Source organism: Streptomyces sp. NPDC007896, assembly GCF_042959425.1.
In the GTDB taxonomy this organism is placed as follows: Bacteria; Actinomycetota; Actinomycetes; order Streptomycetales; family Streptomycetaceae; genus Streptomyces.
This window is the reverse complement of record NZ_JBIBKX010000021.1, coordinates 89,123-112,907: the sequence shown is the minus strand read 5'-3', so window position 1 is coordinate 112,907 and position 23,785 is coordinate 89,123. Positions and strand designations below refer to the sequence as shown.

Genomic DNA, 23,785 nt, shown 5'->3' with positions numbered 1-23,785 from the left:
CATGCGAACCGACTCTTCTCCCGGCAACCTGCCGGCGCGGGAGCACCTCCCGGCCGGGTCCGCCGGTACGCCTGTCCTGGACGTAGTGATCCCCGTTTACAACGAGGAGAAGGATCTCCAGCCGTGTGTGGTGAGACTGCACGAGCATCTCAAGCGCACCTTCCCGTACGCGTTCCGCATCACGGTCGCGGACAACGCCTCTACGGACGCCACCCCTCAGGTGGCCGCACGGCTGGAGTCGGAGATACCGGAAGTCAGGTCCTTCCGGCTTGAGCAGAAGGGCCGCGGGCGCGCGCTGCGCACCGTGTGGTCGGCCTCGGACGCTCCGATCCTCGCCTACATGGACGTGGACCTGTCCACCGACCTCAACGCCCTCCTCCCGCTGGTGGCCCCGCTGATCTCGGGCCACTCGGACCTCGCGATCGGCTCCCGGCTCGCCCGCAGCTCGCGCGTGGTGCGCGGTGCCAAGCGGGAGTTCATCAGCCGCACCTACAACCTGATCCTGCGTGGCTCGCTGCAGGCCCGCTTCTCGGACGCGCAGTGCGGCTTCAAGGCGATCCGCCGCGATGTCGCCCAGGTACTGCTGCCGCTGATCGAGGACACCGGCTGGTTCTTCGACACCGAGATGCTGGTGCTCGCCGAGCGCGCCGGACTGCGCATCCACGAGGTGCCGGTCGACTGGGTCGACGACCCGAACTCGACCGTGCACATCGCGAAGACCGCGACCGACGACCTGAAGGGCGTGTGGCGCGTGGGGCGCGCCCTTGCCACCGGTTCGCTCCCGCTCGACCGGCTCGCGCGCCCCTTCGGGGACGATCCGCGCGACCGCGACCTGACGGACGTACCCAAGGGCCTGGCCCGCCAGCTCGTCGGCTTCTGCGTGGTGGGCGCCCTGTCTACCCTCTTCTACCTGCTCCTGTACAGCGCCTTCCGTTCGTTCTCGGGCTCGCAGATCGCCAACGCGCTCGCCCTGCTCGTCTCGGCCGTCGCCAACACCGCGGCCAACCGCCGTCTGACCTTCGGCGTCCGCGGCCGCGGCAGCGCGGTCCGGCACCAGGCGCAGGGCCTGGTCGTCTTCGGTATCGGCCTCGCCCTCACCAGCGGCTCGCTCGCCGCCCTGAACGCGGCGACGAGCAGTCCGGCGCACTCCACCGAACTCGCGGTGCTCATCGCCGCCAACCTCGCGGCGACCGTGCTGCGGTTCCTGCTCTTTCGCGCCTGGGTCTTCCCGGACCGGCGTGACGAGACGGCGGCCTCGACGGTCGTCGCCTCGCACAACCCGGCCTCGCACAACCCGGCCTCGCCCACCTACGGCACGACGACGGCGGCGCACCAGCAGCACTCGCACTCGCACCAGCAGCACCCGCACAAGCCGCTGCCCCAGCGCCCGAACGCGACGGCGCCCCAGCGCCCGAACGCGACGGCGCCCCAAGCTCCGTACATCGACTACGACCACAACCAGACCAACGAGTTCCGCGCCGGTGAAGCCGCGGACCGCACCTGGGGGGACGCAACCATGCAGCTGCAAGCGGTGCGCCCGCACGATCACGACCCGAGGGACACGAGGGACGCACGATGACGACTCAGTCCGATACGAGCCACCAGGGGGGCGCGAGCCCCTCCGGAGGCACCGAGCCCTCCTGGGGACCGCCGAGCTCGACGGCTCTGCAGGAGCCCGTGGCGCCGCCCACCGCGGCCCCCCGGTCCGGTGACCCCAAGCAGCCGTTCTTCCGACGCGCCTGGCGCGGCCGGCCCGAGGACCCGCGCTGGGTGCGCCCCGCCTTCCTCGCCCTGCTCGTCGCCACCGGCCTGCTCTACCTCTACGACCTGAGCGCCTCCGGGTACGCCAACTCCTTCTACTCCGCGGCCGTCCAGGCCGGCAGCCAGAGCTGGAAGGCGCTCTTCTTCGGCTCGCTCGACTCGGCCAACGCCATCACCGTCGACAAGCCCCCGGCCTCGCTGTGGCCGATGGCCCTGTCGGTACGGATCTTCGGTCTCAACTCGTGGGCGATCCTCGTCCCCGAGGTGCTGATGGGCGTCGCCACGGTCGGCGTCCTGTACGGGGCACTGCGCCGTCGCTTCAGCCCAGCGGCCGGTCTGATCGCGGGCGCGGTGCTCGCGCTCACTCCCGTCGCCGCGCTGATGTTCCGGTTCAACAACCCGGACGCGATGCTCGCGCTGCTGATGACCGTCACGATCTACTGCGTGGTCCGCGCTCTGGAGGACGGCCGGACGAAGTGGCTGGTCTGGGCGGGTGTCGCGGTCGGCTTCGCGTTCCTCGCGAAGACCCTGCAGGCCTTCCTGATCCTGCCGCCGCTCGCGGTCGTGTACGCGGTCTGCGCGCCGGTGCAGCTCAAGAAGCGGTTCGCCCAGCTGGGTCTTTCGGCGGTGGCGATGGTCGTCGCCGGCGGCTGGTGGGTGGCGATCGTGGAGCTGTGGCCCGCGTCCTCCCGCCCGTACATCGGCGGCTCGCAGAACAACTCCTTCCTCGAGCTGACCTTCGGCTACAACGGCCTCGGCCGCATCAACGGCGACGAGACCGGCAGTGTCGGCGGCGGTGGCGGCGGCGGTGGCACCGGCCAGTGGGGCGAGACCGGCTGGAACCGGATGTTCAACTCGGAGATCGGCAGCCAGATCTCGTGGCTGCTGCCCGCCGCGCTGATCCTGTTCGTCGCGGGGATCGTGCTCACCCGCAAGGCCAAGAGGACCGACCTGACGCGCAGCTCGTTCCTCGCCTGGGGCGGCGCGCTGCTGATGACGGCGATCATCTTCAGCTACATGGCCGGCATCTTCCACCAGTACTACACGGTGGCCCTGGCCCCCTACATCGCGGCTGTCGTCGGCATGGGCGCGACGGTGCTGTGGGAGGAGCGGAGCAAGGTCTGGGCCTCGCTCACCCTCGCCGGCGCGGTCACCGCGAGCGCCGCCTGGGGATACGTCCTCCTCAACCGCACCCCCACCTACCTGCCGTGGCTGAAGTGGCTGGTCCTCATCGGCGGTCTGGTCGGCGCGCTCGGCCTGATCTTCGCGGCCAGGCTGGGCCGTCAACTGGCCCTCGCGGCGGTCGGGCTGAGCTTCGTGGCCTCGGTCGCGGGCCCGACGGCGTACACGCTGTCCACGGTGAACACCGGGCACACCGGTTCGATCGTCACGGCCGGTCCGGCGGGCGCCAGCATGATGGGCGGCCGGGGTGGCCCCGGTGGCGGCGGTGGCATGCGGGGCGGCTTCCCCGGTGGTGGCAACACGCAGGGCCAGAACCAGCAGGGCGGTAACGGCACCACCCAGCAGGGCGGCGGCATGGGCCAGCCCCCGACGGGCGGCACCGGTGGCACCGGCGGCTTCCCCGGTCAGAACCAGCAGGGCAACGGCAATACCCAGGGCCAGAACCAGCAGGGCGGCATGCCCGGCGGTGGCGCGACGGGCGAGGGCGGCATGGGCGGTGGCGGCGTGGGCGGTCTGCTCAACGGCGCGACCGTCGGCTCCGCGGCCAAGAAGCTGCTGGAGACCAACGCGGGCGACTACACCTGGGCGGCCGCGGCCATCGGTTCCCAGAACTCCGCGAGCTACCAACTCGCCACCGGCAAGCCGGTGATGGCGATCGGCGGCTTCAACGGCACCGACCCGTCCCCGACGCTGGCCCAGTTCAAGAAGTACGTGACGGACGGCAAGATCCACTACTTCATCTCGGGCGGCAGCATGGGCGGTGGCATGGGCGGCGGCAATTCCTCCTCCTCCACCACCTCCACCTCCTCCCAGATCAGCTCGTGGGTCACGGCCAACTTCAAGAAGGTGACGGTCGGTTCGGCCACCTTCTACGACCTGACGCAGCCGACCAGCAGCTGACGGCAGGTCTTGTACGCAGGGCGGTGGCCCGGAGCGATCCAGCTCCGGGCCACCGCCCTTTTCCTACGCCAGGAGATTCGCGTTGTACGCCGTATGGGAACTGTTCTACGGTGTACAACATGTCCACGACTCCCCCAGGGCACCCCGAGGATCAGGCACAAGGCCACCCCCGACGCTGGCTGATCCTCGGCGTCATCTGCCTCGCCCAACTGACCGTGCTGCTCGACAACACCGTCCTGAACGTCGCGATCCCCTCCCTCACCCGGGAGCTGGGCGCGGCCACCTCCGACATTCAGTGGATGATCAACGCCTACTCGCTGGTGCAGTCCGGGCTGCTGCTCACGGCGGGCAGCGCGGCCGACCGCTACGGCCGCAAGAAGATGCTGATCACGGGGCTCGTCTTCTTCGGGATCGGCTCGGTGGTGGCCGGACTCGCCGACTCCACCGGCCAGTTGATCGCCGCACGGGCCGGAATGGGCGTCGGCGGCGCGCTCCTGCTGACCACCACGCTCGCCGTCGCCATGCAGATCTTCACGCCCGCGGAGCACCCGAAGGCCATCGGCATCTGGAGCGCCGTCAACGCCCTCGGCTTCGCGGCCGGACCGCTCCTCGGCGGCTTCGTACTGGACCACTTCTGGTGGGGCGCGATCTTCCTGATCAACCTGCCGGTGGTGGCCCTGGGCCTCGCCGCGGTGGTGGCCCTCGTACCGGAGTCGAAGGCCGCGTCGTTCCGGGGGACAACCCCCGGACCCCAGGGCCGCGGGGACCGCCCCGACCTCTTGGGAGCGCTGCTTTCCACGATCGGCATGACCGCACTCGTGTACGCGATCATCTCCGGGCCCGAACACGGCTGGACGTCGGGCCGGGTGCTGGCCACGGACGCGGTCGCCGTGCTGGTGCTGGCCGCCTTCGCGTACTGGGAGAGCCGGATCCCGTACCCCATGCTCGACCTGCACTTCTTCCGCGACCGGCGCTTCACCGGAGCCGTCGCGGGAGCCGTCCTCATCGCCTTCGGTATGGGCGGGGCCCTCTTCCTCCTCACCCAGCACCTCCAATTCGTCCTGGGATACGGCCCCCTGGAAGCCGGACTGCGTACGGCGCCGCTCGCGCTCGCGGTCGTGGCGCTGAACTTCTCCGGCCTCTCGGCGAAGTGGACGGCGAGACTCGGCACACCGGTGTCGATCGCGGTCGGCATGACGCTGATGTCGGCCGGGCTGGTGTCGATCGCCACGCTCGCCGCGCACGGGTACGGCGGCACACTGCTCGGGCTGCTGCTGATCGGCGCGGGCGCCGCCGTGGCCAACCCGGCCATGGCACACGCCATCATGAGCGCGATTCCGCCGGAGAAGGCGGGCGTGGGCGCGGGCGTCAACGGCACGCTCGCCGAGTTCGGCAACGGCCTCGGCGTGGCGGTGCTCGGGGCGATCCTCAACTCCCGGTTCGCGGCGCTGATTCCGGTGGCGGCGGCCTCGCTCCCGGCGGCACTGGCCTCAGCGGGCTCGGAGGAGGAGCGCGGGCGGATCACGGACGCGTTCGCGTCGGGCCTGGAGACCAGCCAACTGGTGGGCGCGGCGGCCGTCCTTCTCGGTGGACTGCTGGCCGCGGCGTTGCTACGACGTGCGGAGAGGGCAGACTCCGCGGTGGCGGTATCGGCGTAGCGCCCGCTTAGCATCAGGGTTCCGAGTCATGAGTGATGAGTCATGAGTGATGAGTTGCGAGTGATGAGTTGCGAGTTTCGAGTTCCGAGAAAGGTGCGCCATGGTGAGGGCAGCCGACCGTGCCGAGCGTCCGGCGCGGACCAGTGTCTGGCTGGAGGGCAAGACTCCCCGGGGCGCTGCGGCGCGCGGGGGCGGGCAGCCGTCGGGGCTCGACCGGGACCGGATCACCGAGGTCACCGTACGGCTGTTGGATGCCGAGGGCATGGCGAGGTTCTCCATGCGCCGGCTGGCCGCCGAGCTGAACGTCACCGCGATGTCCGTGTACTGGTACGTCGACACCAAGGACGACCTGCTCGAGCTCGCCCTCGACGCGGTCTTCGGCGAACTGGAACTGCCCGACGCGGAGTCGGGTGAGGACTGGCGCGACCAGCTCCGCTCCCTCGCCACCGGCTACCGTGCGCTGCTGGTCCGCCACCCCTGGGTGTCCCCGCTGATCGGGACCTTCCTGAACATCGGCCCGCACTCCATGGCCTTCTCGCTCTGCGTCCAGCAGGTGATCCGCAACACCGGCCTGCCCCGGCACGGCCAGATGGGCGCGCTCTCGGCGGTCTTCCAGTTCGTGTACGGGTTCGGCACCATCGAGGGCCACTTCGTGCAGCGCTGCGCCTCGGCGGGGATGACCCAGGACGAGTACTTCCGTCAGGCGATGAGCACGATCGGCGAACAGCCGCAGTTCTCCGCCAATTTCGAGAACGCCGCGGACCTCATGGAGGCCCGCGGCGGTGACACGGTCGAGGAGATGCGGGAGCGGGACTTCACGTTCGCGCTGGAGACGCTGATCGCGGGGATCGAGACGATGGTCGCCCGGGCTTAGGGCCTGTCCGGCGGATCATGCCGGAGACGCGGGGCTTGGCACGCCCATCTGCGGCGTTGTCGTCACTCGCCGACGCTCCGCGTCGACTCCCTCCTCCGCCTTGCAGCTGGACGCACCAAGCCCCGCTCACCTGGGCTAGTGAGGCACCGTTGCTAGCCTCCGACTTGATCCGCCGGACAGGCCCTAGGACCTGTCCGCTCCTCCCCGGCTTCCTGGGTCACTCCCGGGTCACTCCCGGGTCATTCCTGGGGTGTCAGTCGGGCCGGGAAGCCGCCCGTCGCGACCGGGCCCCACTTCACCGGCGTGACCCGGATGATCGACTTGCCCTGCTTGAGCATGGCCTCCCGGTACTCGTCCCAGTCCGGGTGTTCGCCCGCGATGTTCCGGTAGTACTCGACGAGCGGCTCGACGGATTCGGGGGAGTCGATGACTTCGGCCGTGCCGTCGATCTGGACCCAGGGTCCGTTCCACTCGTCGCTCAGCACGATCAGGCTGACACGCTCGTCCCGCTTGGCGTTACGGGTCTTCGCGCGTTCGGGGTAGGTCGAGACGACGATCCGCCCGGCGTCGTCGACCCCGCAGGTCAGGGGGGAGCCCTGGGGGCTGCCGTCGGTACGGCGGGTGAGGAGGATGGCGCGGTGGCGGGGGCGTACGAAGTCGAGCAGTTCGTCCAGGGACACGGCGGTGTTCGTAGCGATGTTCGGTGCCATGTGAGTCAGCCTAGGCTGCCCGCCGGGAACGTGCGCTCGACTCACGCCTGTGGGAGGGACTCCCCTTGTACCGCCTGGACGTCCAGCTCCACCTTCAGCGTGGTGCCGATCGCCGAGATGCCTGCCTGGATGACCTGGTTGTAGTTCATGGCGAAGTCCTCGCGGTGGAGTTCGGCCGTCGCCCGGAAGGCGGCCCGCGTGCCGCCCCAGGGGTCCGCGCCCGTGCCCAGGTAGGCGAGGTCCAGGTCGACCGGGCGGGCGATGCCGCGCATGGTGAGTTCGCCGTGGACGGTCCAGCGGTCGGAGCCGGCCGGGGTCAGGCCGGTCGAGCGGTAGGTGATCTGCGGGTACGTCTCGACGTCGAGGAAGTCGGGGGACTTCAGGTGGCCGTCGCGCATGCCGTTGCCGGTGTCGATCGAGGCGGCGGAGATCACGGCCTCGACGCGGGACTTGGACACGTCGTCCGGGGCGATCTCGATCGTCGCCCAGAAGTCCGTGAAACGGCCGTGCACGCTGGAGATGCCCAGGTGCTGGGCGACGGCGCCGACGGAGGAGTGCGCCGGGTCGACGGTCCAGGGGCCGGGCGGCGGCAGTTCGTTGCCGCCCTGGCGGGCGAGGGTCACATGGCCGATCTCGGCCCGGCCGCTCGCCGTGACGATCGCGCTGGACGCGGCGGGCGCGTACCCGACCGCGGTCACGATCACGGTGTACGCGCCGGGTGTGAGGGGGGTCGGGTCGTGCACGGCTCCTTCGGTGTCCGCCTCGGCGCGCAGCACCTGCGCCCCGGTCATGTCGGTCACCGTGACGACCGCGTGCGACACGGCCCATCCGTCCCGCGTGCGAATCCGTGCGGTCAGTCCCATCCCGTTTTCTCCCTGCAAAGCACTAAAAATTGGTCGCAATGAGACCGGCCCGTGGGGGGCGCACCTCCGCTCAGAGTGCGCGCGTCCCCACGGGCCGGGGTATCGACTACTCGCCGGGGTGGGCGAGGGTGATGTCGTGGTCGTCGACGCCACGGCCGGAGACCGTGAGAGCCGTCGCCACCGGGGGGTAACCCGTCGCGATGACGGTGTACTCGCCGCCGTCCAGGTCGGTGAAGGCGTACGCGCCGTCCGTGCCGGTCCTGGCGGTGCCGATCACGTTGCCGGCCGCGTCGACCAGCGTGACCCGGGCGTCGCCCAGGGGACCGCCGGGAGCCCGTACGACACCCTGGAGCTGGGCGCCCGCGCTGAGCTCGACCTCGACCCGGGTGACCCCGGCGCCGCCGACCTCGACGGGGAGGGCCTGCGGGCGGTGGCCGGCCGCGTTCACCGCGATGGTCACCGGACCCGGGACCAGTTCGGCGAAGGCGAACTGGCCCTGCTCACCGGTGGTCCCGGTGGCCAGCACGTCACCGCGGACGTCGGTCACGATGACCATGGCGTCCTTGACCGGGGTACCGGTCCCGGCGGCCCGGACGAATCCGCTCAGGCCGCTCGTGCCGCTCAGCAGGATGTCGTACGCCACCGGCTCGTCGTTCACGATGATCGTCGAGGCCTGCGGCTGGAAACCGTCGGCGGAGGCGATCAGGACGTACGAGCCCGTGCCGGGCGCGTCCACCGTGTAGAAGCCGTCGGCCTGCGCGACCGACCGGCCCAGCTGCCGTCCCGCGAGCGAGATCAGCGTGACCGCGGCCTGCGGGACGGGGGCGCTCTCGGCGCCGCGGACGTGACCGCGGACCGGGATGCCGCCGGAGGCGGGCAGCGGGGCGCTCTCCCGTGTCGCGGTGGCGACGGCGGCGAGCCGCTGCGTGCCCTCGGGTCCGGCGGCGAGGCTCGTCTCGGCGACGGCCGCCCAGCTCGGGATCCTCTCGTCGGCGGCGGGTGCCTCGGCGGTGGCCGAAGCCTCCGGCGCGATGGCCTCCGCCTTCGCCTCCGCGGCCTGGGCCAGCGCGCCCGAGGTCCGCAGCGGGACCTCCTTGATGAAGAGGACGATGAAGAAGGCGAGCAGCGCCAGGGCGGAGCCGATCATGAAGACGTCGGCTATGCCGTGGCCGTACGCGCTCTCGAGGACCGTGCGCAGCGGGGCGGGCAGCGAGTCCATGTTCGGGATGGTGCCGGAGCCGGAACCGGACGCGGCGGCCGCGTACTTGGGGTCGATGCCGGCCAGGCCGTCCTTGACGTAGTCGGTGATCCGGGTGGACATGATCGCGCCGAGCGCGGAGACGCCGATCGCACCGCCGAGGGAGCGGAAGAACGTCACCGTGGAGCTGGCCGAGCCGAGGTCGGACGGGGCCACCTGGTTCTGCGTGGACAGCACCAGGTTCTGCATCGTCATGCCGACGCCGAGACCGAGCAGCGCCATGAAGATCGCGACGTGCCAGTAGGTCGTGTCGTAGCGGATGGTGCCCAGCAGGCCCAGGCCCGCGGTGATCAGGACGGTACCGCTGACCAGCCAGTACTTCCACCGACCGGTCTTGGTGATGATCTGGCCGGAGACCGTGGAGGCGATGAACAGGCCGCCGATCATCGGGATGGTCATGACGCCCGACATCGTCGGGGACTTGTCCCGGGCCAGCTGGAAGTACTGGCTGAAGAAGACGGTGCCGGTGAACATCGCGACGCCCACGAAGAGCGAGGCGAGGGAGGAGAGGGTGATGGTGCGGTTGCGGAACAGGCGCAGCGGGATGATCGGCTCGCTCGCCTTGGACTCGACGAGCACGAACAGCAGGCCGAGGACGATCGCGCCTCCGACCATCGCGTACGTCTGCCCCGACACCCAGTCGTACTTGTCACCGGCGAAGGTGACCCAGACCAGCAGCAGCGAGACCGCGGCGGAGATGAAGAACGCGCCGCCCCAGTCGACCTTCACGTCCCGCTTCACGGTGGGCAGGTGCAGGGTCTTCTGCAGCACGATCAGCGCGATGATCGCGAACGGCACGCCGACGTAGAAGCACCAGCGCCAGCCGAGCCACGAGGTGTCGGTGATGACACCTCCGAGCAGCGGGCCGCCGACCGTTGCGACAGCGAAGGTCGCGCCGAGGTAGCCGGAGTAACGCCCGCGCTCACGCGGGGAGATCATCGCCGCCATGACGATCTGGGCGAGGGCGGACAGACCGCCGACGCCGACGCCCTGGACCACACGGCATGCGATGAGCATGCCGGGGTTCTGGGACAGACCGGCGGCGGCCGATCCCAGCACGTAGATGACGAGGGCTATCTGTACGAGCGCCTTCTTGCTGTACAGGTCGGAGAGCTTGCCCCACAGAGGCGTGGTCGCGGTCATGGCCAGCAGCGAGGCCGTGACGACCCAGGTGTAGGCCGACTGGCCGCCGCCCAGGTCGCCGATGATCTCGGGGAGTGCGTTGGTGACGATCGTCGACGACAGGATCGCGACGAACATGCCGAGCAGCAGGCCGGAGAGCGCCTCCATGATCTGGCGGTGTGTCATCGGAGTGCCGCCGGAGGGTCCACCTCCGTGCTTGGCGTGAGCCCGCACACCGGCTGGTGTGGTCGTTGCCATGGGCTTCCTTCTCTTGTCTTATGCGGGTGTACGGGTGGTCAGTTCGGTTGCTTCCGGCACGTAGGGCGGCCGGGGTACGGCACGGCAGTCGCCGAAGCTCTCGCGCAGCCGGCCCATCAGGTGGATGAGCAGGCCGACCTCGTGGTCGGACCAGTCGCTCAGCCGGTCGGCGAACAGCCGAGAGGAGCGGCGGGAGAGTTCGGTGAGCTGCTCGCGTCCCGCGTCGGTCAGACGCAGGATGCGGGAGCGTTTGTCGGCGGGGTCGGGGAGGCGTTCGATCCAGCCCCGGTCGGCGACGTGGGCAACGTGGCGGCTGGTCACCGACATGTCCACGGCGAGCAGCTCGGCGAGCTTGCTCATCCGCATGTCGCCGTGCCGGCCGAGGAGGGTCAGTACGGCGGCGGAGCCCGCGGGGCAGTCGTGCGGCAGGATCCGCCCGAGCTCCCGCTTCACGGCGCCGATGGCACTGAGCTGACGAGCCAATTCCTCGTACTGCGCCTGCTCGGCCATCACACCTCCCGTATTCGTTGCTTGGGGCAACCATAAATCCAGTTGGTTGCTGCAGGCAAACGAAATCGCTGCCGCTGGGCTAAAAAGATAGCAAAGGCACGTATTGGCGAACGTAAACCTGCTGGTGGGCGGCGCGCACGGCTTTGAATCCGCTGTGGACCGGCGGAACCCCCACACCCGGGCCCAACCCGTTCCCGGGCTCCGGCCTGCCCCACGAAGGGCTCCGCCCTGCCTCCGCGGGGACTGGACGCCTGGCCCTGGGCTCCGCCGAGGGCTGTTCCCGCACCCTCGCTTGCGCCGCCGGCGGGGCCTCCATGTGCGCGAACCGTTCATCCGGAGCTTTTCGTCCGACCGCCGGCGGGGGTTGGGCGCGCGGTTGCCCGCGCCCCTGGCGGGGCGCTGCCTGCCGGGGGCATCCAGCTCGCCGCCCACGCCATCCGGAACCGGGAATGGGGGGTGAGGGGAACCCGGCGCTTGGGTAGGTGGCGTGTATTCGCTAGGGTCCTGGGCCATGGCAAACACCCAGGGCCCCGAGGGCAACTACGACCCCGCGGGTAGCACCCAGATGTTCCGCGCTTTCGTCGACGAGGGCCCCCAGGCCCGGCAGCAGCAGGCGGCCGCCCCGGCGGGCCCCCGCATCGGTTTGATCATCGGCATCGTCGTCGCCGTGGCGGTCGTGGCCGCCGTGGCCTGGCTCGCGCTGGCGTAAGGGCAACCCGCCCGCCCCGCCGGCCGGGCCGGTGGAGGCGGGTCACTTCCACTGGACGGACACGTCCCGCGTCTCGATGTGCATGCCGAGCGGCACGCGCCAGTCGTCGACGCACACCGTCCAGGTCTTCGTGCTGCCCGCTCCGGCCGCGATCGGCGCCGGCAGATCCCGCGTCGAGTCGATCGTCGCCCAGTCGATGCCGAGCGCCCCGATGATGTGCGTCCCGAGGGTCACCGTGCCCGAACGCACGGCGCTGCCACCGGTGTTGCGGAAGGAGACGGTCACCTTCTCGCACCAGCGCCTGTCGGTGGCCTCCCGCGTGGGCTCGCCCACGTCGAGAACGGCGGGGCCGACGGGACCGGGAGCACCGGGGGTACCAGGGGGACTGGTGCTTGCCGTGGAACCCGGGGTCGGCCGAGCGGGGGGCGCCGACGCGGTGCCCGAACCGGCGCTCGTACGGGACGAGTTGTCGTCGCCGCGGTTCGTTGCCGCACCGGGCGAAGCGGAAAGTGGGGACTGCGGGGGTGAACTGCCCTGCTGAGGGGCCCCTTTGGCGGCTTGCGCGGGTTGCGTGGGTGGCGTGGACCCGGGCAGCGGGGTCAGCGAGACGTTTCCGGTCGGAGCTACGACGGGTCCCGAGTCGGCCGGCGCTCCCACCGCCACGTATCCGCCGCCGCCCCCACCGTCCCCGCACGCGGCCAGTACGGCACCCAGGCAGACAACAGCCGTCGAGGCGCCCACCAGGGCGCCTCGACGGCCACGGAGCCAAGTCGCTCGACGCATCGCGCCAGTGTGGCTGACGATCCGTCAATTATGAAGGGTCGAGCAGGGGTCTCAGTCGGAGATCAGGCCCTCGCGGAGCTGGGCCAGGGTGCGGGTGAGGAGGCGGGAGACGTGCATCTGTGAGATGCCGACCTCCTCGCCGATCTGCGACTGGGTCATGTTGGCGAAGAAGCGCAGCATGATGATCCGGCGCTCGCGGGGCGGGAGTTTGGCGAGCAGCGGCTTCAGCGACTCGCGGTACTCGACGCCTTCCAGGGCGGTGTCCTCGTAGCCGAGGCGGTCCGCGAGGGAGCCCTCGCCGCCGTCGTCCTCGGGGGCCGGGGAGTCGAGGGAGGAGGCCGTGTAGGCGTTGCCGACCGCGAGGCCGTCGACGACGTCCTCCTCCGACACGCCCAGGACCGCGGCGAGTTCGGCGACGGTCGGGGAGCGGTCGAGCTTCTGGGACAGTTCGTCGCTGGCCTTGGTGAGGGCCAGGCGCAGCTCCTGGAGGCGCCGCGGGACGCGGACGGACCACGAGGTGTCACGGAAGAACCGCTTGATCTCGCCGACGACGGTCGGCATCGCGAACGTCGGGAACTCCACGCCGCGTTCGCAGTCGAAGCGGTCGATCGCCTTGATCAGGCCGATGGTGCCGACCTGGACGATGTCCTCCATCGGCTCGTTGCGGGAGCGGAAGCGGGCCGCCGCGTACCGCACGAGCGGGAGGTTGAGCTCGATGAGGGTGTCCCGGACGTAGGCACGCTCGGGGCTGTTCTCGCCGAGTGCGGCGAGCCGCAGGAACAGGGAGCGGGACAGGGTGCGGGTGTCGATGGCTCCCGAGGTCTCGGGGGCCGCCGGGACGGCTTCGAGGGCCGGAGCGGCATCGGGGGCCGGAAGGGCCGGGACATCGTGAAGCGCGTCGGGCGCCGGTTCGCTCTTCGTGAGCGTGAGCACCTTCGAGCTGCCCTGGTCTGCGGACATGCCACCCCCTTTGGGTCGCGGACGGTCGCGGCGGACGCTCCCGTCGGAGGAACGCAGCCTCCACCTGAATACCGGCGGCGGGGCCGCGGCAAACGCTCTTCGGGGAGAATGTCACATGTCGGCAACACGCTGTAGTGACATGTCGACATGGAAGGGGTGAATCAGCCCTGGAAAAGGAGGGTCTGGCGGTTTTTCGACGCTGAACTGTCGGGAAAGGAGTCCTTGAGCGATTCGCTCTTGTCGGTTACGCCTCGATCCTGTTTGCGGATCGCAGCCGTGCGAAGCTCCGGGCGAGCAGCCTTGACACGTGCATCTGGGAGACTCCCAGCTCGGCACTGATCTGTGACTGCGTCAGATTGCTGTAGTAGCGCAGGAGAAGGATCCGCTGCTCGCGCTCGGGCAGTTGTACGAGGAGGTGGCGGACGAGGTCGCGGTGTTCGACTCCGTCGAGGGCCGGGTCCTCGTAGCCGAGCCGGTCGAGCAGTCCGGGCAGCCCGTCACCCTCCTGGGCGGCTTCGAGGGAGGTCGCGTGGTAGGAGCGTCCGGCCTCGATGCAGGACAGCACCTCCTCCTCGGTGATGCGCAGCCGCTCGGCGATCTCGGCGGTCGAGGGGGAGCGCCCGAAGGCCGTCGTCAGGTCCTCCGTCGCGCTGTTCACCTGTACCCACAGCTCGTGCAGTCGGCGGGGTACGTGGACGGTGCGGACGTTGTCGCGGAAGTACCGTTTGATCTCGCCGACGACGGTCGGCATCGCGAAGGTCGGGAACTGCACGCCCCGGTCGGGGTCGAAGCGGTCGATCGCGTTGATCAGGCCGATGGTGCCGACCTGGACCACGTCCTCCATCGGTTCGTTGCGGGAGCGGAAGCGGGCGGCCGCGTACCGCACGAGCGGCAGGTTCGCCTCGATGAGCGCCCCGCGTACGCGGTCGTGCTCCGTGGTGCCCGGCTCCAGCGTCTTGAGCTGGCCGAAGAGCAGCTGGGTGAGGGCCCGGGTGTCGGCGCCGCGGCGTCGCTCAGGGGTGACGCGTTCGTGGGCGATGTGCTCAGGGGCGATGTGCTCGGGGGCGATCTGCTCGGGGGTGACGCGTTCCTGGGCGATGGGTTCCGTGGTGATGTGTTCCTTGGGGATTTCCTGTGGCGGTGCTTGAGGCGCAGTACTGGCCGGCACGGTCAACTCCACCTCCATGATCCGTCAGATCCATCAACTCATCCGTCAAAAGCGGTCATAGCATCACAAGACATGTGCACTGTGTGCAAGCACCGGATAACCCCGTGTTGAACAGGATTTAGGGAGAGTTGGGGCATAAGAAGCGGAAAAGCCCCCCACCGGTTTCCGGTGAGGGGCCCAGAGCGCGTCGGCTCGGATCGGTTCAGAACGGATAGTCGGCGATCACCCAGGTCGCGAACTCGCGCCACAGCGCGACGCCCGCCTGGTGTGCGGGATGCTCCAAGTACCGCTTCAGGGCGTCGGAGTCGTCGACCGCGGAGTTGATCGCGAAGTCGTACGCGACGGGCCGGTCGGTGATGTTCCAGCCGCACTCCCAGAACCGCAGCTCGGGGATCTGGTCGCCGAGCGGGCGGAAGGCGGCCGCGCCCTCGACGACGCGGGGGTCGTCACGCTCGACGCCTTCGTTGAGCTTGAAGAGGACCAGATGGCGGATCACGGGTACTCCCTGGTGGTACGGGCCGTGCGGGGGGCGGCCGATCAGTTCTTGGCCCCGTCGGCGATCCACGTCATGAAGTCGCCGATGGACCGGGCGGCGGTCGAAATGCCCTCGAACCCTATCTGGACGTAGCCGGCCGCCTTCGCCGGATCCGTGATGATCACGTACAGCGCGAAGACCACGAGTATGTAGACGGCGATCTTCTTCGAATTCACCGCCATCGCGGCCTCCCTGTGACTGCTGCGCCCACTGGGCCCCCTGTGCCGGCGGCGAGTGTAACCTCCACCCCACTTTTTTTGGACCAACGGCCCGCTGGCCGAGGTCCTTTGCCGTACGCAGGAAGGGCCCCGTCTTGCGACGAGGCCCTTCTCAAGCGGTAGCGGAGGGATTTGAACCCTCGGTGACTTGCGCCACACTCGCTTTCGAGGCGAGCTCCTTCGGCCGCTCGGACACGCTACCGAGGGAGACCCTACCCCAAGGTGGGCCATGGTCTGAAATCCGTTTCCGCCGCCGGTCCCGCCGCCCCGTGGAGTCAGCGGTCGCGGAAGAAACGGGTGAGCAGACTCGCGCACTCGTCCTCGAGTACGCCCCCGATCACCTCGGGGCGGTGGTTGAGCCGGCGGTCGCGTACGAGGTCCCAGACGGAACCGGCCGCGCCCGCTTTCTCGTCGCGGGCGCCGTAGACGACCCGGTCGACCCGGGACTGGACGAGTGCGCCCGCGCACATCGTGCAGGGCTCCAGGGTGACGACGAGCGTGCAGCCGGCCAGCCGCCACTCGCCGAGCCGCTGGGCGGCCCCGCGGATCGCGAGCACCTCGGCGTGCGCCGTCGGATCGCCCGTGGCCTCGCGTTCGTTGTGTCCGGTCGCGAGCACCGTCGTACCGTCCGTGGACAGCACGACGGCGCCGACGGGAACATCCCCGCCCTGGACGGCCCGGTGGGCCTCGTCCAGGGCGAGCCGCATCGCGGCCCGCCAGCGGTCGCGTACCGGATCTGCCGGATCTGCTGGAAAGGTCTCTTTTGTCGGGCTCACCCGGGAAATCTATCGGGCTCGCCCGGAAAACCGCCTCTCCCGGAAACCGCGGGAGCCGGGACCTGCCTTCCGGATCGGGTCCCAGGACCTGTCCGGCGGATCAGGCCCTAGCGGACGGTCTCCAGGACCTCCGCCGCTCCCAGGGCTTCGGCGATCGTGCTGAGCGCGTCGCCTTCGTCCAGGGCGAGCAGTTCCTTCTCGCTCACACCGAGGTCGGCGAGGATCTCGCGGTCCCCGACGGGGCTGTGCGAGACGATCTCGCCGGAGACGCTCTCCTCCTCGTCGTCCTCGGAGTCGTCTGCGTCGTCGGGTTCACCGTCCTCGGTGCCGTCCAGGTCGAGGGAGTCCAGGTCGGTGTCGTCGTCGCCGGGCTCCCGTCCTAGTAGTTCGTCCGTGAGCAGGATCTCGCCGTACGAGCTGCGGGCAGCGGCTGCGGCGTCCGAGACGTAGATGCGAGGGTCCTCCTCACCGTCCACGCGGACGACGCCGAACCACGCGTCCTCCTGCTCGATGAGTACGAGCACCGTGTCCTCCTCCGAGGCTTCACGGGCCAGATCGGTCAGATCCGACAGGGTCTCCACATCGTCGAGCTCTGTGTCGCTCGCTTCCCACCCGTCTTCGGTGCGCGCGAGCAGTGCGGCGAAGTACACCGTGACTCTCCCACTGGTCATAGGCGTGCCGGTTGGGGGTCCCCCCGGCGGAGGTCGATTGGGCGGGGAGTGCTGCTCCGAGACCCCACCCACTCGGAATCGTGGCAGAAACAGAGCGTTCAGGGGACGTCTTCGGCCTGCTGTGTCTGCCTCTTTTGATCGCTAACAGCGGATCGTACGCGGCCCTCGGCGTCGTGTGTGCATGTCCCCGCCCTCACGGCGTGGGCGGATCACCAAGGAGCTGCAAAAGGAGCTACCAACGGAGCTACCAACGGAAGGTGCGCATGCGCATGGCGTGACGGAGGCGGGCGACCTTGGCACGGCGCGGCTGGACGCGGTCGCGCAGCTCGCGCGCCTCGGTCAGGTCCCGGAGGAACTGGGCCCGGCGCCGCCGGCGCTCGGCGTCCGTCTCCGGCTGCCCGATCCGTTCGGCCCGCTCGGACCGTTCGGCCCGCTCTGCACGTTCGGCCCGCTCTGCACGTTCGGCCCGTTCGGCCCGTTCGGCCTGCTTGGACCGTTCGGATTGTTCGACGCGGCGAAGTCGTCCGGGCCGTTGGGCGGGTTCGGCCGCCTCGGCTCGTCCGAGTCGCTCCAGCTGCTCCGGGGACTCCTTTTCCCGGTCCGGCATAGGCCCACCACCCCAGGTCCGTCCCTACCGCCTTCCCTCTAACGGGCGGTTTGATGCCAGCGCGAGGGACACGGGGGCACGGCTACTGTTATGGGCATGCGTCTCCACGTCGTCGACCACCCCCTGGTCGCCCATAAGCTCACCACCCTGCGCGACCGGCGCACCGACTCCGCGACCTTCCGGCGGCTCGCCGACGAGCTGGTCACCCTGCTCGCCTACGAGGCCACCCGGGACGTGCGCACCGAGCAGGTCGACATCGTGACCCCGGTCGCCTCCACCACGGGCGTCAAGCTGTCCTACCCGCGCCCGCTGGTCGTGCCGATCCTGCGTGCGGGCCTCGGCATGCTCGACGGCATGGTGCGGCTGCTGCCGACCGCCGAGGTGGGCTTCCTGGGCATGGTGCGCGACGAGGAGACGCTCCAGGCGTCCACGTACGCGACCCGCATGCCGGACGACCTCTCCGGGCGCCAGGTGTACGTCCTCGACCCGATGCTGGCCACCGGCGGCACGCTCGTCGCGGCGATCCAGGAGCTGATCAAGCGCGGCGCCGACGACGTCACCGCCGTGGTGCTGCTCGCCGCCCCGGAGGGCGTCGAGGTCATGGAGCGCGAGCTCGCGGGCACGCCGGTGACGGTCGTGACCGCGTCGGTCGACGAACGGCTCAACGAGCACGGTTACATCGTGCCGGGGCTGGGCGACGCGGGGGACCGGATGTACGGGGCGGCCGAGTAGGTTCCCGCACCTCAGGGGGACCTGCGACGGGCCTACGCGGGACCGTCGCGGCCCTACGGGGCCCTGAGTCGCCCCTTGGGTCCTCAGCGGTCTCACGAGGGCCCTCAGCGGTCTCACGAGGGCTGTCGGCGGCCCTACGGGGCTGCCGACAGCCCTCGCTGTTCTCGGCTGTTCAGCAGTTCTTCGGAGAGGCGGACGCGGCCGGCTGGGGCCCGGACAGGGTGGCCAGGGCCTTGTCGGCGTCCTCCTTCTTCGTGAGGCTCTTGAAGCTGGTGCCGATGATCAGGTCGACCTGGTCGGCCTGGGCGCGGCCGTCCGTCTTCACCTCGGCGCCGGACAACTGCGTGCCCAGTACCGGCAGCGCGGCCTGTGCGGCCCCCTTGGCGCCGAGCAGTATCCCGGCGCCGTTGACCTTCTTGTCGTACGTGGCCGTCGCGTTGCCCACGTCACCGATGCGGAACCCGCGCTTCTTCAGCTCGTCCGCGGTCTGCTTGGCGAGCCCGCTGCGCGGGGTGGCGTTGAGGACGTTGACGGTGATCTGTCCGGGCCTGGGAAGCGTCCCGGCGGCGGTGGACGTCGTGGACGCCGTGGACGCGGTGGTCGCTTTGGCCGACGGGTCGGCCTTGGACGTGCAGTCGTCCTTCGCACCGGCCGCCGTGGCCTTGTCGCCCTTGCCCGTGAAGACATCGATGAGCTGCAGGGTTCCCCACCCGATCAGCCCTAGCGCGGTGACGGAGGCGACGACCAGGAACACGAGCCTGCGACGCCCCCGGGGTCGGCGCATCCGTGGGTATTTGTCCCCCGTGATCCGGTACTGGCCGCCCATGCCAGGGGGAGTGAGCATGCTCATGGGCGCAGCGTAGTGCGCCGCGACGGTGATTCCTACTAAATGATCATCGTTCGGGGCTCAGTCCAACCCAAAAGGGTCAACGAGCGGGGATCCCGGGCCTCGAAGAGGCCCTCGCGGCCCTGCGCCCGGTCTCGGCCGAGTCCGTCTCAGTCGAGATCGTCTCGGCCGAAGTCGTCTCAGTCGAGTTCGAGCACACGCGCGTGGAGCACCTGGCGCTGTTGCAGCGCGGCGCGTACGGCGCGGTGGAGGCCGTCCTCGAGGTACAGGTCGCCCTGCCACTTCACTACGTGTGCGAACAGGTCGCCGTAAAACGTGGAGTCCTCGGCGAGGAGGGTCTCCAGGTCCAGCTGGCCCTTGGTCGTCACGAGCTGATCGAGGCGGACCGGGCGCGGCGCGACGTCCGCCCACTGCCGGGTGCTTTCCCGGCCGTGGTCGGGGTACGGCCGTCCGTTTCCGATGCGCTTGAAGATCACACGGAAAGCCTACCGGCCCAGACCTTCCGGGCGCAGCCATGGCGACGTAGTGCGACGCTGGAAAAGACGCCGTAAATCAGTGCAAACCGGGAACAGGGGCCTGATATGAGCGACAGCGAAGCACCTCCCGCGGTGGCACCCGAAGGTGTGAGCGGCGCCCGCGGGCTCCCTCAGGAGGCCCTGGAGATCGCTTCCGGTTACGCGTTCTTCGGACCCGCGCTCGACCTGGGCGCACTGCTCTGGGACGGGCGGTGTCTGCCGGACGCCCGGATCCGCATTCCGCTGCCCGTGCTCAACCGGCACGGGCTGGTCGCCGGAGCCACCGGCACCGGCAAGACCAAGACGCTGCAGCTGATCGCCGAGCAGTTGTCCGCGCAGGGCGTGCCGGTGTTCCTCGCCGACATCAAGGGTGATGTCTCCGGGATCTCGGCGCCGGGCGTGTCGAACGACAGGGTGCTGGCGCGTGCCCAGGAGGTCCACCAGGAGTGGACGCCGACCGCCTGCCCGGCCGAGTTCTACGCGCTCGGCGGCATGGGCAAGGGCATCCCCGTACGGGCGACGGTCACCAGCTTCGGCCCGGTCCTGTTGTCCAAGGTGCTCCAGCTCAACCAGACCCAGGAGCAGTCGCTCGGCCTGATCTTCCACTACGCCGACCAGAAGGGTCTGGAACTGTTCGACCTCAAGGACCTGCGGGCCGTCGTCACCTTCCTGACCTCGGACGAGGGCAAGGCGGAACTGAAGGGCATCGGTGGCCTGTCGCCCGCGACGGCGGGCGTGATCCTGCGCTCCCTGACCGCCTTCGAGGCGCAGGGCATGAGCCCGTTCTTCGGGGAGCCGGAGTTCGACACGAGTGAGCTGCTGCGGACGGCTTCGGACGGGCGCGGGACGGTGTCCGTCCTCGAACTCCCCGAGGTCCAGGACAAACCGCAGCTCTTCTCGACCTTCCTGATGTGGATGCTCGCCGATCTCTTCCACGACCTCCCGGAGGTCGGCGACATCGACAAGCCGAAACTGGTCTTCTTCTTCGACGAGGCGCACCTGCTCTTCACCGACGCGTCGAAGGCCTTCCTGGAGTCGATCACCCAGACCGTGCGGCTCATTCGTTCGAAGGGGGTCGGCGTCTTCTTCGTGACGCAGACCTCGAAGGACGTGCCGTCCGACGTCCTCGCCCAGCTCGGCAACCGTGTCCAGCACGCGTTGCGTGCTTTCACACCGGACGACCAGAAGGCGCTGAAGGCCACGGTGAAGACCTTCCCCAACTCCGCGTACGACCTGGAGGAGGTCCTCACCGGCATCGGCACCGGCGAGGCCGTGGTGACCGTGCTGAGCGAGAAGGGCGCGCCGACGCCGGTCGCGGCGACCCGGCTGCGGGCCCCGCAGTCCCTGATGGGCCCCGTCGATCCGGCCGCGCTGGACCGGGCGGTGCAGGCGTCCCCGCTGTACGGGCGCTACGCGCAGGCGGTCGACCGCGAGTCCGCGTACGAGAAGCTCGCGGCGCGGGACGCGGCAGCCGCGCAGGCCGCCGCCGAGGCGGCTCCGGAGGCCGGGCGGGCGCCCGCGAAGGGCGGTGGCCGGACGAAGGAGGAACCCTCGGTCGTCGAACAGGTCGTCGGCAGCGGCATTTTCAAGTCCCTGGCGCGGTCGATGGGCACGCAGATCGGCAGGGAGATCACCCGCTCCCTCTTCGGAACGGCTCGGCGCAGACGGTAGCCGCGAGCCGGTAGTTGGTAGTCGGTGTTTGTCAGCTGACAGATGACAGATGACAGATGACAGGAGGTGAGGCGAGCGCCCCGCACGTGGTCGGGGCGCTCGCCTCGGTGTTCCCTCGGTAGTGCCTGGCCGTTGTGCCTAGCTGTTTCCGTGCTCCTTGGGCGAGGGCGTCCGCACCTGCCGGGCGTCCGGCGCGGGCCTGGACTCGGGCTGCGGCTTGGGCGTGTTGCGGACGGCTTCCGCGCGCAGGAGGGCGCGCAGGACCGCGTACGGGTCGGTGGTCATGACTGTGTCCTTGCGTTCGCTGGTTCACTGACTGGCTGGTGGGGACGGTCCGGAGGCCGGGCCGGGCCTGTCAGCAGCGCAGGACCACTGAGCGCAGGGCGTGCAGCGTGCGGGAGTGCGACGGCGGTACGCGACGGGGGCGGGGCGCCGGCTCCGGGCCGTCGGGAGCGGTCGGTGCGGGGCGCAGCGGGTTGAGGGGGCGGTGGTCCTGCCGGGTGGGCGGGCGAAGGGCCGTGTCGAGTACGTCGTGTTCGGCGCCGCAGTCCGTTTCGGCGGAGGCCACGACGGGGGTCGGGGCGAGGGCGTCGACGTGGGCGCCCGCCGCGAGGATCGTGACGACGAGGAGCGTCAGAACCCGCATCCACGCGTGCCGGTGCGGCGGGCGCGGCCGGCGGTGCGGAGAGGGGCTCATAGGAGGTCGTGTCCCCATCCGGAGTGGGTGGTTCATCGGGTCGGCGGCGAGATCCGCCCTCATGGGCTACGGGTGAGGCGCGGAGTTGACGTACGGCGTGGACTCGTCGTGCGGTCAGACGACGGCCGGGATGTGCTGGGCGCGGCCGCGGATCACGAACGCGGTGATGATTTCCGTGACGCCCACCGCGATGAGCCAGCAGCCGCCGACGAGGGTGAGGACGGCGACCGAGGTGAACGGGGACACGATCAGGACGATCCCCGCGAGGAAGCTGACGATCCCGAGGAAGATCTGCCAGCCGCGGGCGGGCACGGTCGGGTCGGACGCGGCGGCCAGGGTCTGGGTGATGCCGCGGAACAGCCAGCCGATGCCGATCCACAGGGCGAGCAGGAGGGTCGACTGCATCGGGCCCCGGAAGCAGAACAGGCCGAGCAGGATCGAGAGGGCACCGCTGATGAAGGCCATGACGCGCAGCGAGGTCGCGACGTGGGTGCCGAACGCGGCGACGAGCTGGAGTACGCCGCTGAAGAGCAGGTAGAGGCCGAAGAGCACGCCCGCGGCGAGCAGGGAGGCGCCCGGCCAGACCAGCACCAGCACGCCCAGGACGAAGGCCGCGATGCCGGCGAGCAGGACGGCTTGCCAGGCGCTGCGGGCGATGAGGTGCAGGGGGCCTTCGGGGGTGACGTGTGGCTCTCGGTCGTGGATGTGGCGGTCGTCGTACTGCGGGCCGTGTCGGGGAGCGTTCGGTACCTCACTCATGCTCCATGCTCTGGCCGGGCTGGGCCGTCCTGCCACCGCGGTGACCCATCCGACGGACCTGCGGCCCGCACCCCCGCTGTGGTGAGTTCGTCGGTTGCGGGTGGGGGGCCGGGGGCAGGTCGCGCAGTTCCCCGCGCCCCTGAAAGCCTCCGGGTTGTCCGGTGTTCGAGGGGCGAGGGAACGGGGCTACTTGCCGGAGGCCTTCGTCTGGGCCTTCATTTCCTGTTTGTGGGCGCGGACCTTCGCCAGGGAGTCCGGGTCGGTGATGTCGGCGACCGAGCGGAAGGAGTTCGGCTCGCCGTACGCCCCCGCCGCCTCGCGCCAGCCCTTGGGCCGCACACCGAACTGCTTGCCGAGGAGGGCCAGGAAGATCTGGGCCTTCTGGGCGCCGAAGCCGGGCAGTTCCTTGAGCCGCCGCAGCAGCTCGTCGCCGGTCTTGACGCCCTCCCAGACCTTGGCCGCGTCGCCGTCGTAGTGCTCCACGAGGTACTGGCACAGCTGCTGGATCCGCTTGGCCATGGACCCGGGATAGCGATGCACGGCCGGCTTCGCGGTGAGCAGCGCGGCGAACTTCTCCGGGTCGTACGCGGCGATCTCGTGCGCGTCCAACTCGTCCGCACCCATGCGCGAGGCGATCGTGCGCGGCCCCTTGAACGCCCACTCCATCGGCACCTGCTGGTCCAGCAGCATCCCGGTCAGGGCGGCGAGGGGGCTGCGGCTGAGCAGCGCGTCCGCTTCGGGATCCTGGGCGATGTGAAGGCTGACGTCCATGCCTCGATGATCCCGCGTCAGGGTGCGGAACGCCTCTCAGGCCTCCGTGCGCCAGTAGCCCATGGCGTTCACCCGTTGCCTCGGGACGGAGAGTTCCTTGCGGACGTACGACCGTACCCACCGCCTCCAGGAGGGAGTTGAGGGCGGGGAGGGAGGCCGAGTCGGCGACGGCGAAGACGTGGGACGGGGCCGGGTCCGGCTTCGTGAACGCGGTGCCGTGGACCGTGGCCTCGATGGTGTCCGGTCCTCCACCCCGAGCGTACGATTTCA

At 70.0% G+C, this 23,785-nt stretch carries 25 protein-coding genes, 1 tRNA gene and 1 pseudogene; 7 read left to right on the top strand and 20 right to left on the bottom strand.

The features are described from left to right. The first annotated feature begins 1 nt into the window (after position 1). The 4 genes from ACFZDJ_RS45590 to ACFZDJ_RS45575 all read left to right on the top strand — a co-directional run bounded on the left by ACFZDJ_RS45590 (position 2) and on the right by ACFZDJ_RS45575 (position 6,375). Entirely contained in the window at positions 2-1,579 is a 1,578-nt protein-coding gene (locus ACFZDJ_RS45590; RefSeq protein ID WP_391068251.1) for a glycosyltransferase, read from the top strand. Next, positions 1,576-3,843 (top strand): glycosyltransferase family 39 protein, encoded by a 2,268-nt coding sequence (locus ACFZDJ_RS45585; RefSeq protein WP_391068249.1) that lies wholly within the window; start codon positions 1,576-1,578, stop codon positions 3,841-3,843. The genes ACFZDJ_RS45590 and ACFZDJ_RS45585 overlap by 4 nt, the downstream gene beginning before the upstream one ends. Positions 3,844-3,962: 119 nt before the next feature. Further along, positions 3,963-5,501: an MFS transporter gene (locus ACFZDJ_RS45580; RefSeq protein WP_391068246.1), complete on the top strand. Its 1,539-nt coding sequence runs from the start codon at positions 3,963-3,965 to the stop codon at positions 5,499-5,501. Between the two features lie 100 nt (positions 5,502-5,601). Further along, the gene (locus ACFZDJ_RS45575) at positions 5,602-6,375 is read left to right on the top strand and encodes a TetR/AcrR family transcriptional regulator (RefSeq protein ID WP_384920296.1); all 774 of its coding nucleotides are present in this window, start codon (positions 5,602-5,604) and stop codon (positions 6,373-6,375) included. Positions 6,376-6,614: 239 nt separating this feature from the next. Here the strand turns inward: ACFZDJ_RS45575 and ACFZDJ_RS45570 are convergent, their stop codons facing one another. From ACFZDJ_RS45570 to ACFZDJ_RS45555, 4 genes are all read right to left on the bottom strand, one after another. Continuing rightward, complete coding sequence (locus ACFZDJ_RS45570; protein ID WP_168493274.1) at positions 6,615-7,085, bottom strand: PPOX class F420-dependent oxidoreductase; 471 nt, start codon at positions 7,083-7,085, stop codon at positions 6,615-6,617. A 41-nt stretch (positions 7,086-7,126) separates the two neighbouring features. After that, positions 7,127-7,948 carry a YceI family protein gene (locus ACFZDJ_RS45565; protein ID WP_384920300.1) on the bottom strand — a complete coding sequence of 274 codons (822 nt, stop codon included), beginning with the start codon at positions 7,946-7,948 and terminating at the stop codon, positions 7,127-7,129. Between the two features lie 106 nt (positions 7,949-8,054). Then, positions 8,055-10,586, bottom strand: coding sequence for an MFS transporter (locus ACFZDJ_RS45560; RefSeq protein ID WP_390938082.1), 2,532 nt, complete (start codon positions 10,584-10,586; stop codon positions 8,055-8,057). Between the two features lie 18 nt (positions 10,587-10,604). Next, positions 10,605-11,096: a MarR family winged helix-turn-helix transcriptional regulator gene (locus ACFZDJ_RS45555; RefSeq protein ID WP_067377003.1), complete on the bottom strand. Its 492-nt coding sequence runs from the start codon at positions 11,094-11,096 to the stop codon at positions 10,605-10,607. Between the two features lie 511 nt (positions 11,097-11,607). Between ACFZDJ_RS45555 and ACFZDJ_RS45550 the strand changes: the two genes are divergently transcribed. Beyond that, entirely contained in the window at positions 11,608-11,805 is a 198-nt protein-coding gene (locus tag ACFZDJ_RS45550) for a hypothetical protein (RefSeq protein WP_054235117.1), read from the top strand. Positions 11,806-11,847: 42 nt separating this feature from the next. On the opposite strand, the gene ACFZDJ_RS45545 is transcribed toward ACFZDJ_RS45550, so the two are convergent. From ACFZDJ_RS45545 to ACFZDJ_RS45505, 9 genes are all read right to left on the bottom strand, one after another. Continuing rightward, a complete protein-coding gene (locus ACFZDJ_RS45545) occupies positions 11,848-12,138 on the bottom strand; it encodes a hypothetical protein (protein WP_384920307.1) in 291 nt (96 codons plus the stop codon). 501 nt (positions 12,139-12,639) lie between these two features. Beyond that, positions 12,640-13,548 (bottom strand): RNA polymerase sigma factor SigF, encoded by a 909-nt coding sequence (locus tag ACFZDJ_RS45540; protein WP_168493265.1) that lies wholly within the window; start codon positions 13,546-13,548, stop codon positions 12,640-12,642. 244 nt (positions 13,549-13,792) lie between these two features. Then, positions 13,793-14,734: an RNA polymerase sigma factor SigF gene (locus ACFZDJ_RS45535; RefSeq protein WP_168509523.1), complete on the bottom strand. Its 942-nt coding sequence runs from the start codon at positions 14,732-14,734 to the stop codon at positions 13,793-13,795. 184 nt (positions 14,735-14,918) lie between these two features. Further along, positions 14,919-15,212 carry a Dabb family protein gene (locus tag ACFZDJ_RS45530; RefSeq protein ID WP_168493263.1) on the bottom strand — a complete coding sequence of 98 codons (294 nt, stop codon included), beginning with the start codon at positions 15,210-15,212 and terminating at the stop codon, positions 14,919-14,921. A 41-nt stretch (positions 15,213-15,253) separates the two neighbouring features. Continuing rightward, positions 15,254-15,433, bottom strand: coding sequence for a hypothetical protein (locus ACFZDJ_RS45525; RefSeq protein WP_054235066.1), 180 nt, complete (start codon positions 15,431-15,433; stop codon positions 15,254-15,256). Between the two features lie 153 nt (positions 15,434-15,586). Beyond that, a tRNA-Ser gene (locus ACFZDJ_RS45520) sits at positions 15,587-15,671 on the bottom strand. Positions 15,672-15,744: 73 nt separating this feature from the next. Further along, positions 15,745-16,176, bottom strand: a complete 432-nt coding sequence (gene tadA / locus ACFZDJ_RS45515) for a tRNA adenosine(34) deaminase TadA (protein ID WP_168517518.1) — start codon at positions 16,174-16,176, stop codon at positions 15,745-15,747. Between the two features lie 176 nt (positions 16,177-16,352). After that, positions 16,353-16,895, bottom strand: coding sequence for a hypothetical protein (locus tag ACFZDJ_RS45510; protein WP_168517517.1), 543 nt, complete (start codon positions 16,893-16,895; stop codon positions 16,353-16,355). A 265-nt stretch (positions 16,896-17,160) separates the two neighbouring features. Beyond that, complete coding sequence (locus ACFZDJ_RS45505; protein WP_390938076.1) at positions 17,161-17,523, bottom strand: hypothetical protein; 363 nt, start codon at positions 17,521-17,523, stop codon at positions 17,161-17,163. Between the two features lie 96 nt (positions 17,524-17,619). On the opposite strand from ACFZDJ_RS45505, the gene upp reads away from it, so the two are divergent. Beyond that, a complete protein-coding gene (gene upp / locus ACFZDJ_RS45500; protein WP_101403573.1) occupies positions 17,620-18,255 on the top strand; it encodes a uracil phosphoribosyltransferase in 636 nt (211 codons plus the stop codon). A gap of 172 nt (positions 18,256-18,427) precedes the next feature. Here the strand turns inward: upp and ACFZDJ_RS45495 are convergent, their stop codons facing one another. Together ACFZDJ_RS45495 and ACFZDJ_RS45490 are read right to left on the bottom strand one after the other, a co-directional pair. Beyond that, positions 18,428-19,081: a LytR C-terminal domain-containing protein gene (locus ACFZDJ_RS45495; RefSeq protein WP_390938190.1), complete on the bottom strand. Its 654-nt coding sequence runs from the start codon at positions 19,079-19,081 to the stop codon at positions 18,428-18,430. A 200-nt stretch (positions 19,082-19,281) separates the two neighbouring features. Next, positions 19,282-19,578 (bottom strand): type II toxin-antitoxin system VapB family antitoxin, encoded by a 297-nt coding sequence (locus ACFZDJ_RS45490; protein ID WP_003999914.1) that lies wholly within the window; start codon positions 19,576-19,578, stop codon positions 19,282-19,284. 105 nt (positions 19,579-19,683) lie between these two features. Here ACFZDJ_RS45490 and ACFZDJ_RS45485 point away from each other — a divergent pair, with 105 nt between their 5' ends. Then, the gene (locus ACFZDJ_RS45485) at positions 19,684-21,288 is read left to right on the top strand and encodes a helicase HerA-like domain-containing protein (RefSeq protein ID WP_391068240.1); all 1,605 of its coding nucleotides are present in this window, start codon (positions 19,684-19,686) and stop codon (positions 21,286-21,288) included. A 138-nt stretch (positions 21,289-21,426) separates the two neighbouring features. Here the strand turns inward: ACFZDJ_RS45485 and ACFZDJ_RS45480 are convergent, their stop codons facing one another. From ACFZDJ_RS45480 to ACFZDJ_RS45460, 5 genes and pseudogenes are all read right to left on the bottom strand, one after another. Beyond that, complete coding sequence (locus ACFZDJ_RS45480) at positions 21,427-21,573, bottom strand: hypothetical protein (protein WP_168509520.1); 147 nt, start codon at positions 21,571-21,573, stop codon at positions 21,427-21,429. A 70-nt stretch (positions 21,574-21,643) separates the two neighbouring features. Further along, positions 21,644-21,985, bottom strand: coding sequence for a hypothetical protein (locus tag ACFZDJ_RS45475; RefSeq protein WP_391068237.1), 342 nt, complete (start codon positions 21,983-21,985; stop codon positions 21,644-21,646). A gap of 114 nt (positions 21,986-22,099) precedes the next feature. Beyond that, positions 22,100-22,744: a DUF308 domain-containing protein gene (locus tag ACFZDJ_RS45470; protein ID WP_390938068.1), complete on the bottom strand. Its 645-nt coding sequence runs from the start codon at positions 22,742-22,744 to the stop codon at positions 22,100-22,102. 186 nt (positions 22,745-22,930) lie between these two features. Continuing rightward, positions 22,931-23,515 carry an HhH-GPD-type base excision DNA repair protein gene (locus ACFZDJ_RS45465; protein WP_391068234.1) on the bottom strand — a complete coding sequence of 195 codons (585 nt, stop codon included), beginning with the start codon at positions 23,513-23,515 and terminating at the stop codon, positions 22,931-22,933. A 120-nt stretch (positions 23,516-23,635) separates the two neighbouring features. Further along, positions 23,636-23,777: pseudogene (locus tag ACFZDJ_RS45460) on the bottom strand (siderophore-interacting protein); the annotation flags it as partial. Between the last annotated feature and the right edge of the window lie 8 nt (positions 23,778-23,785).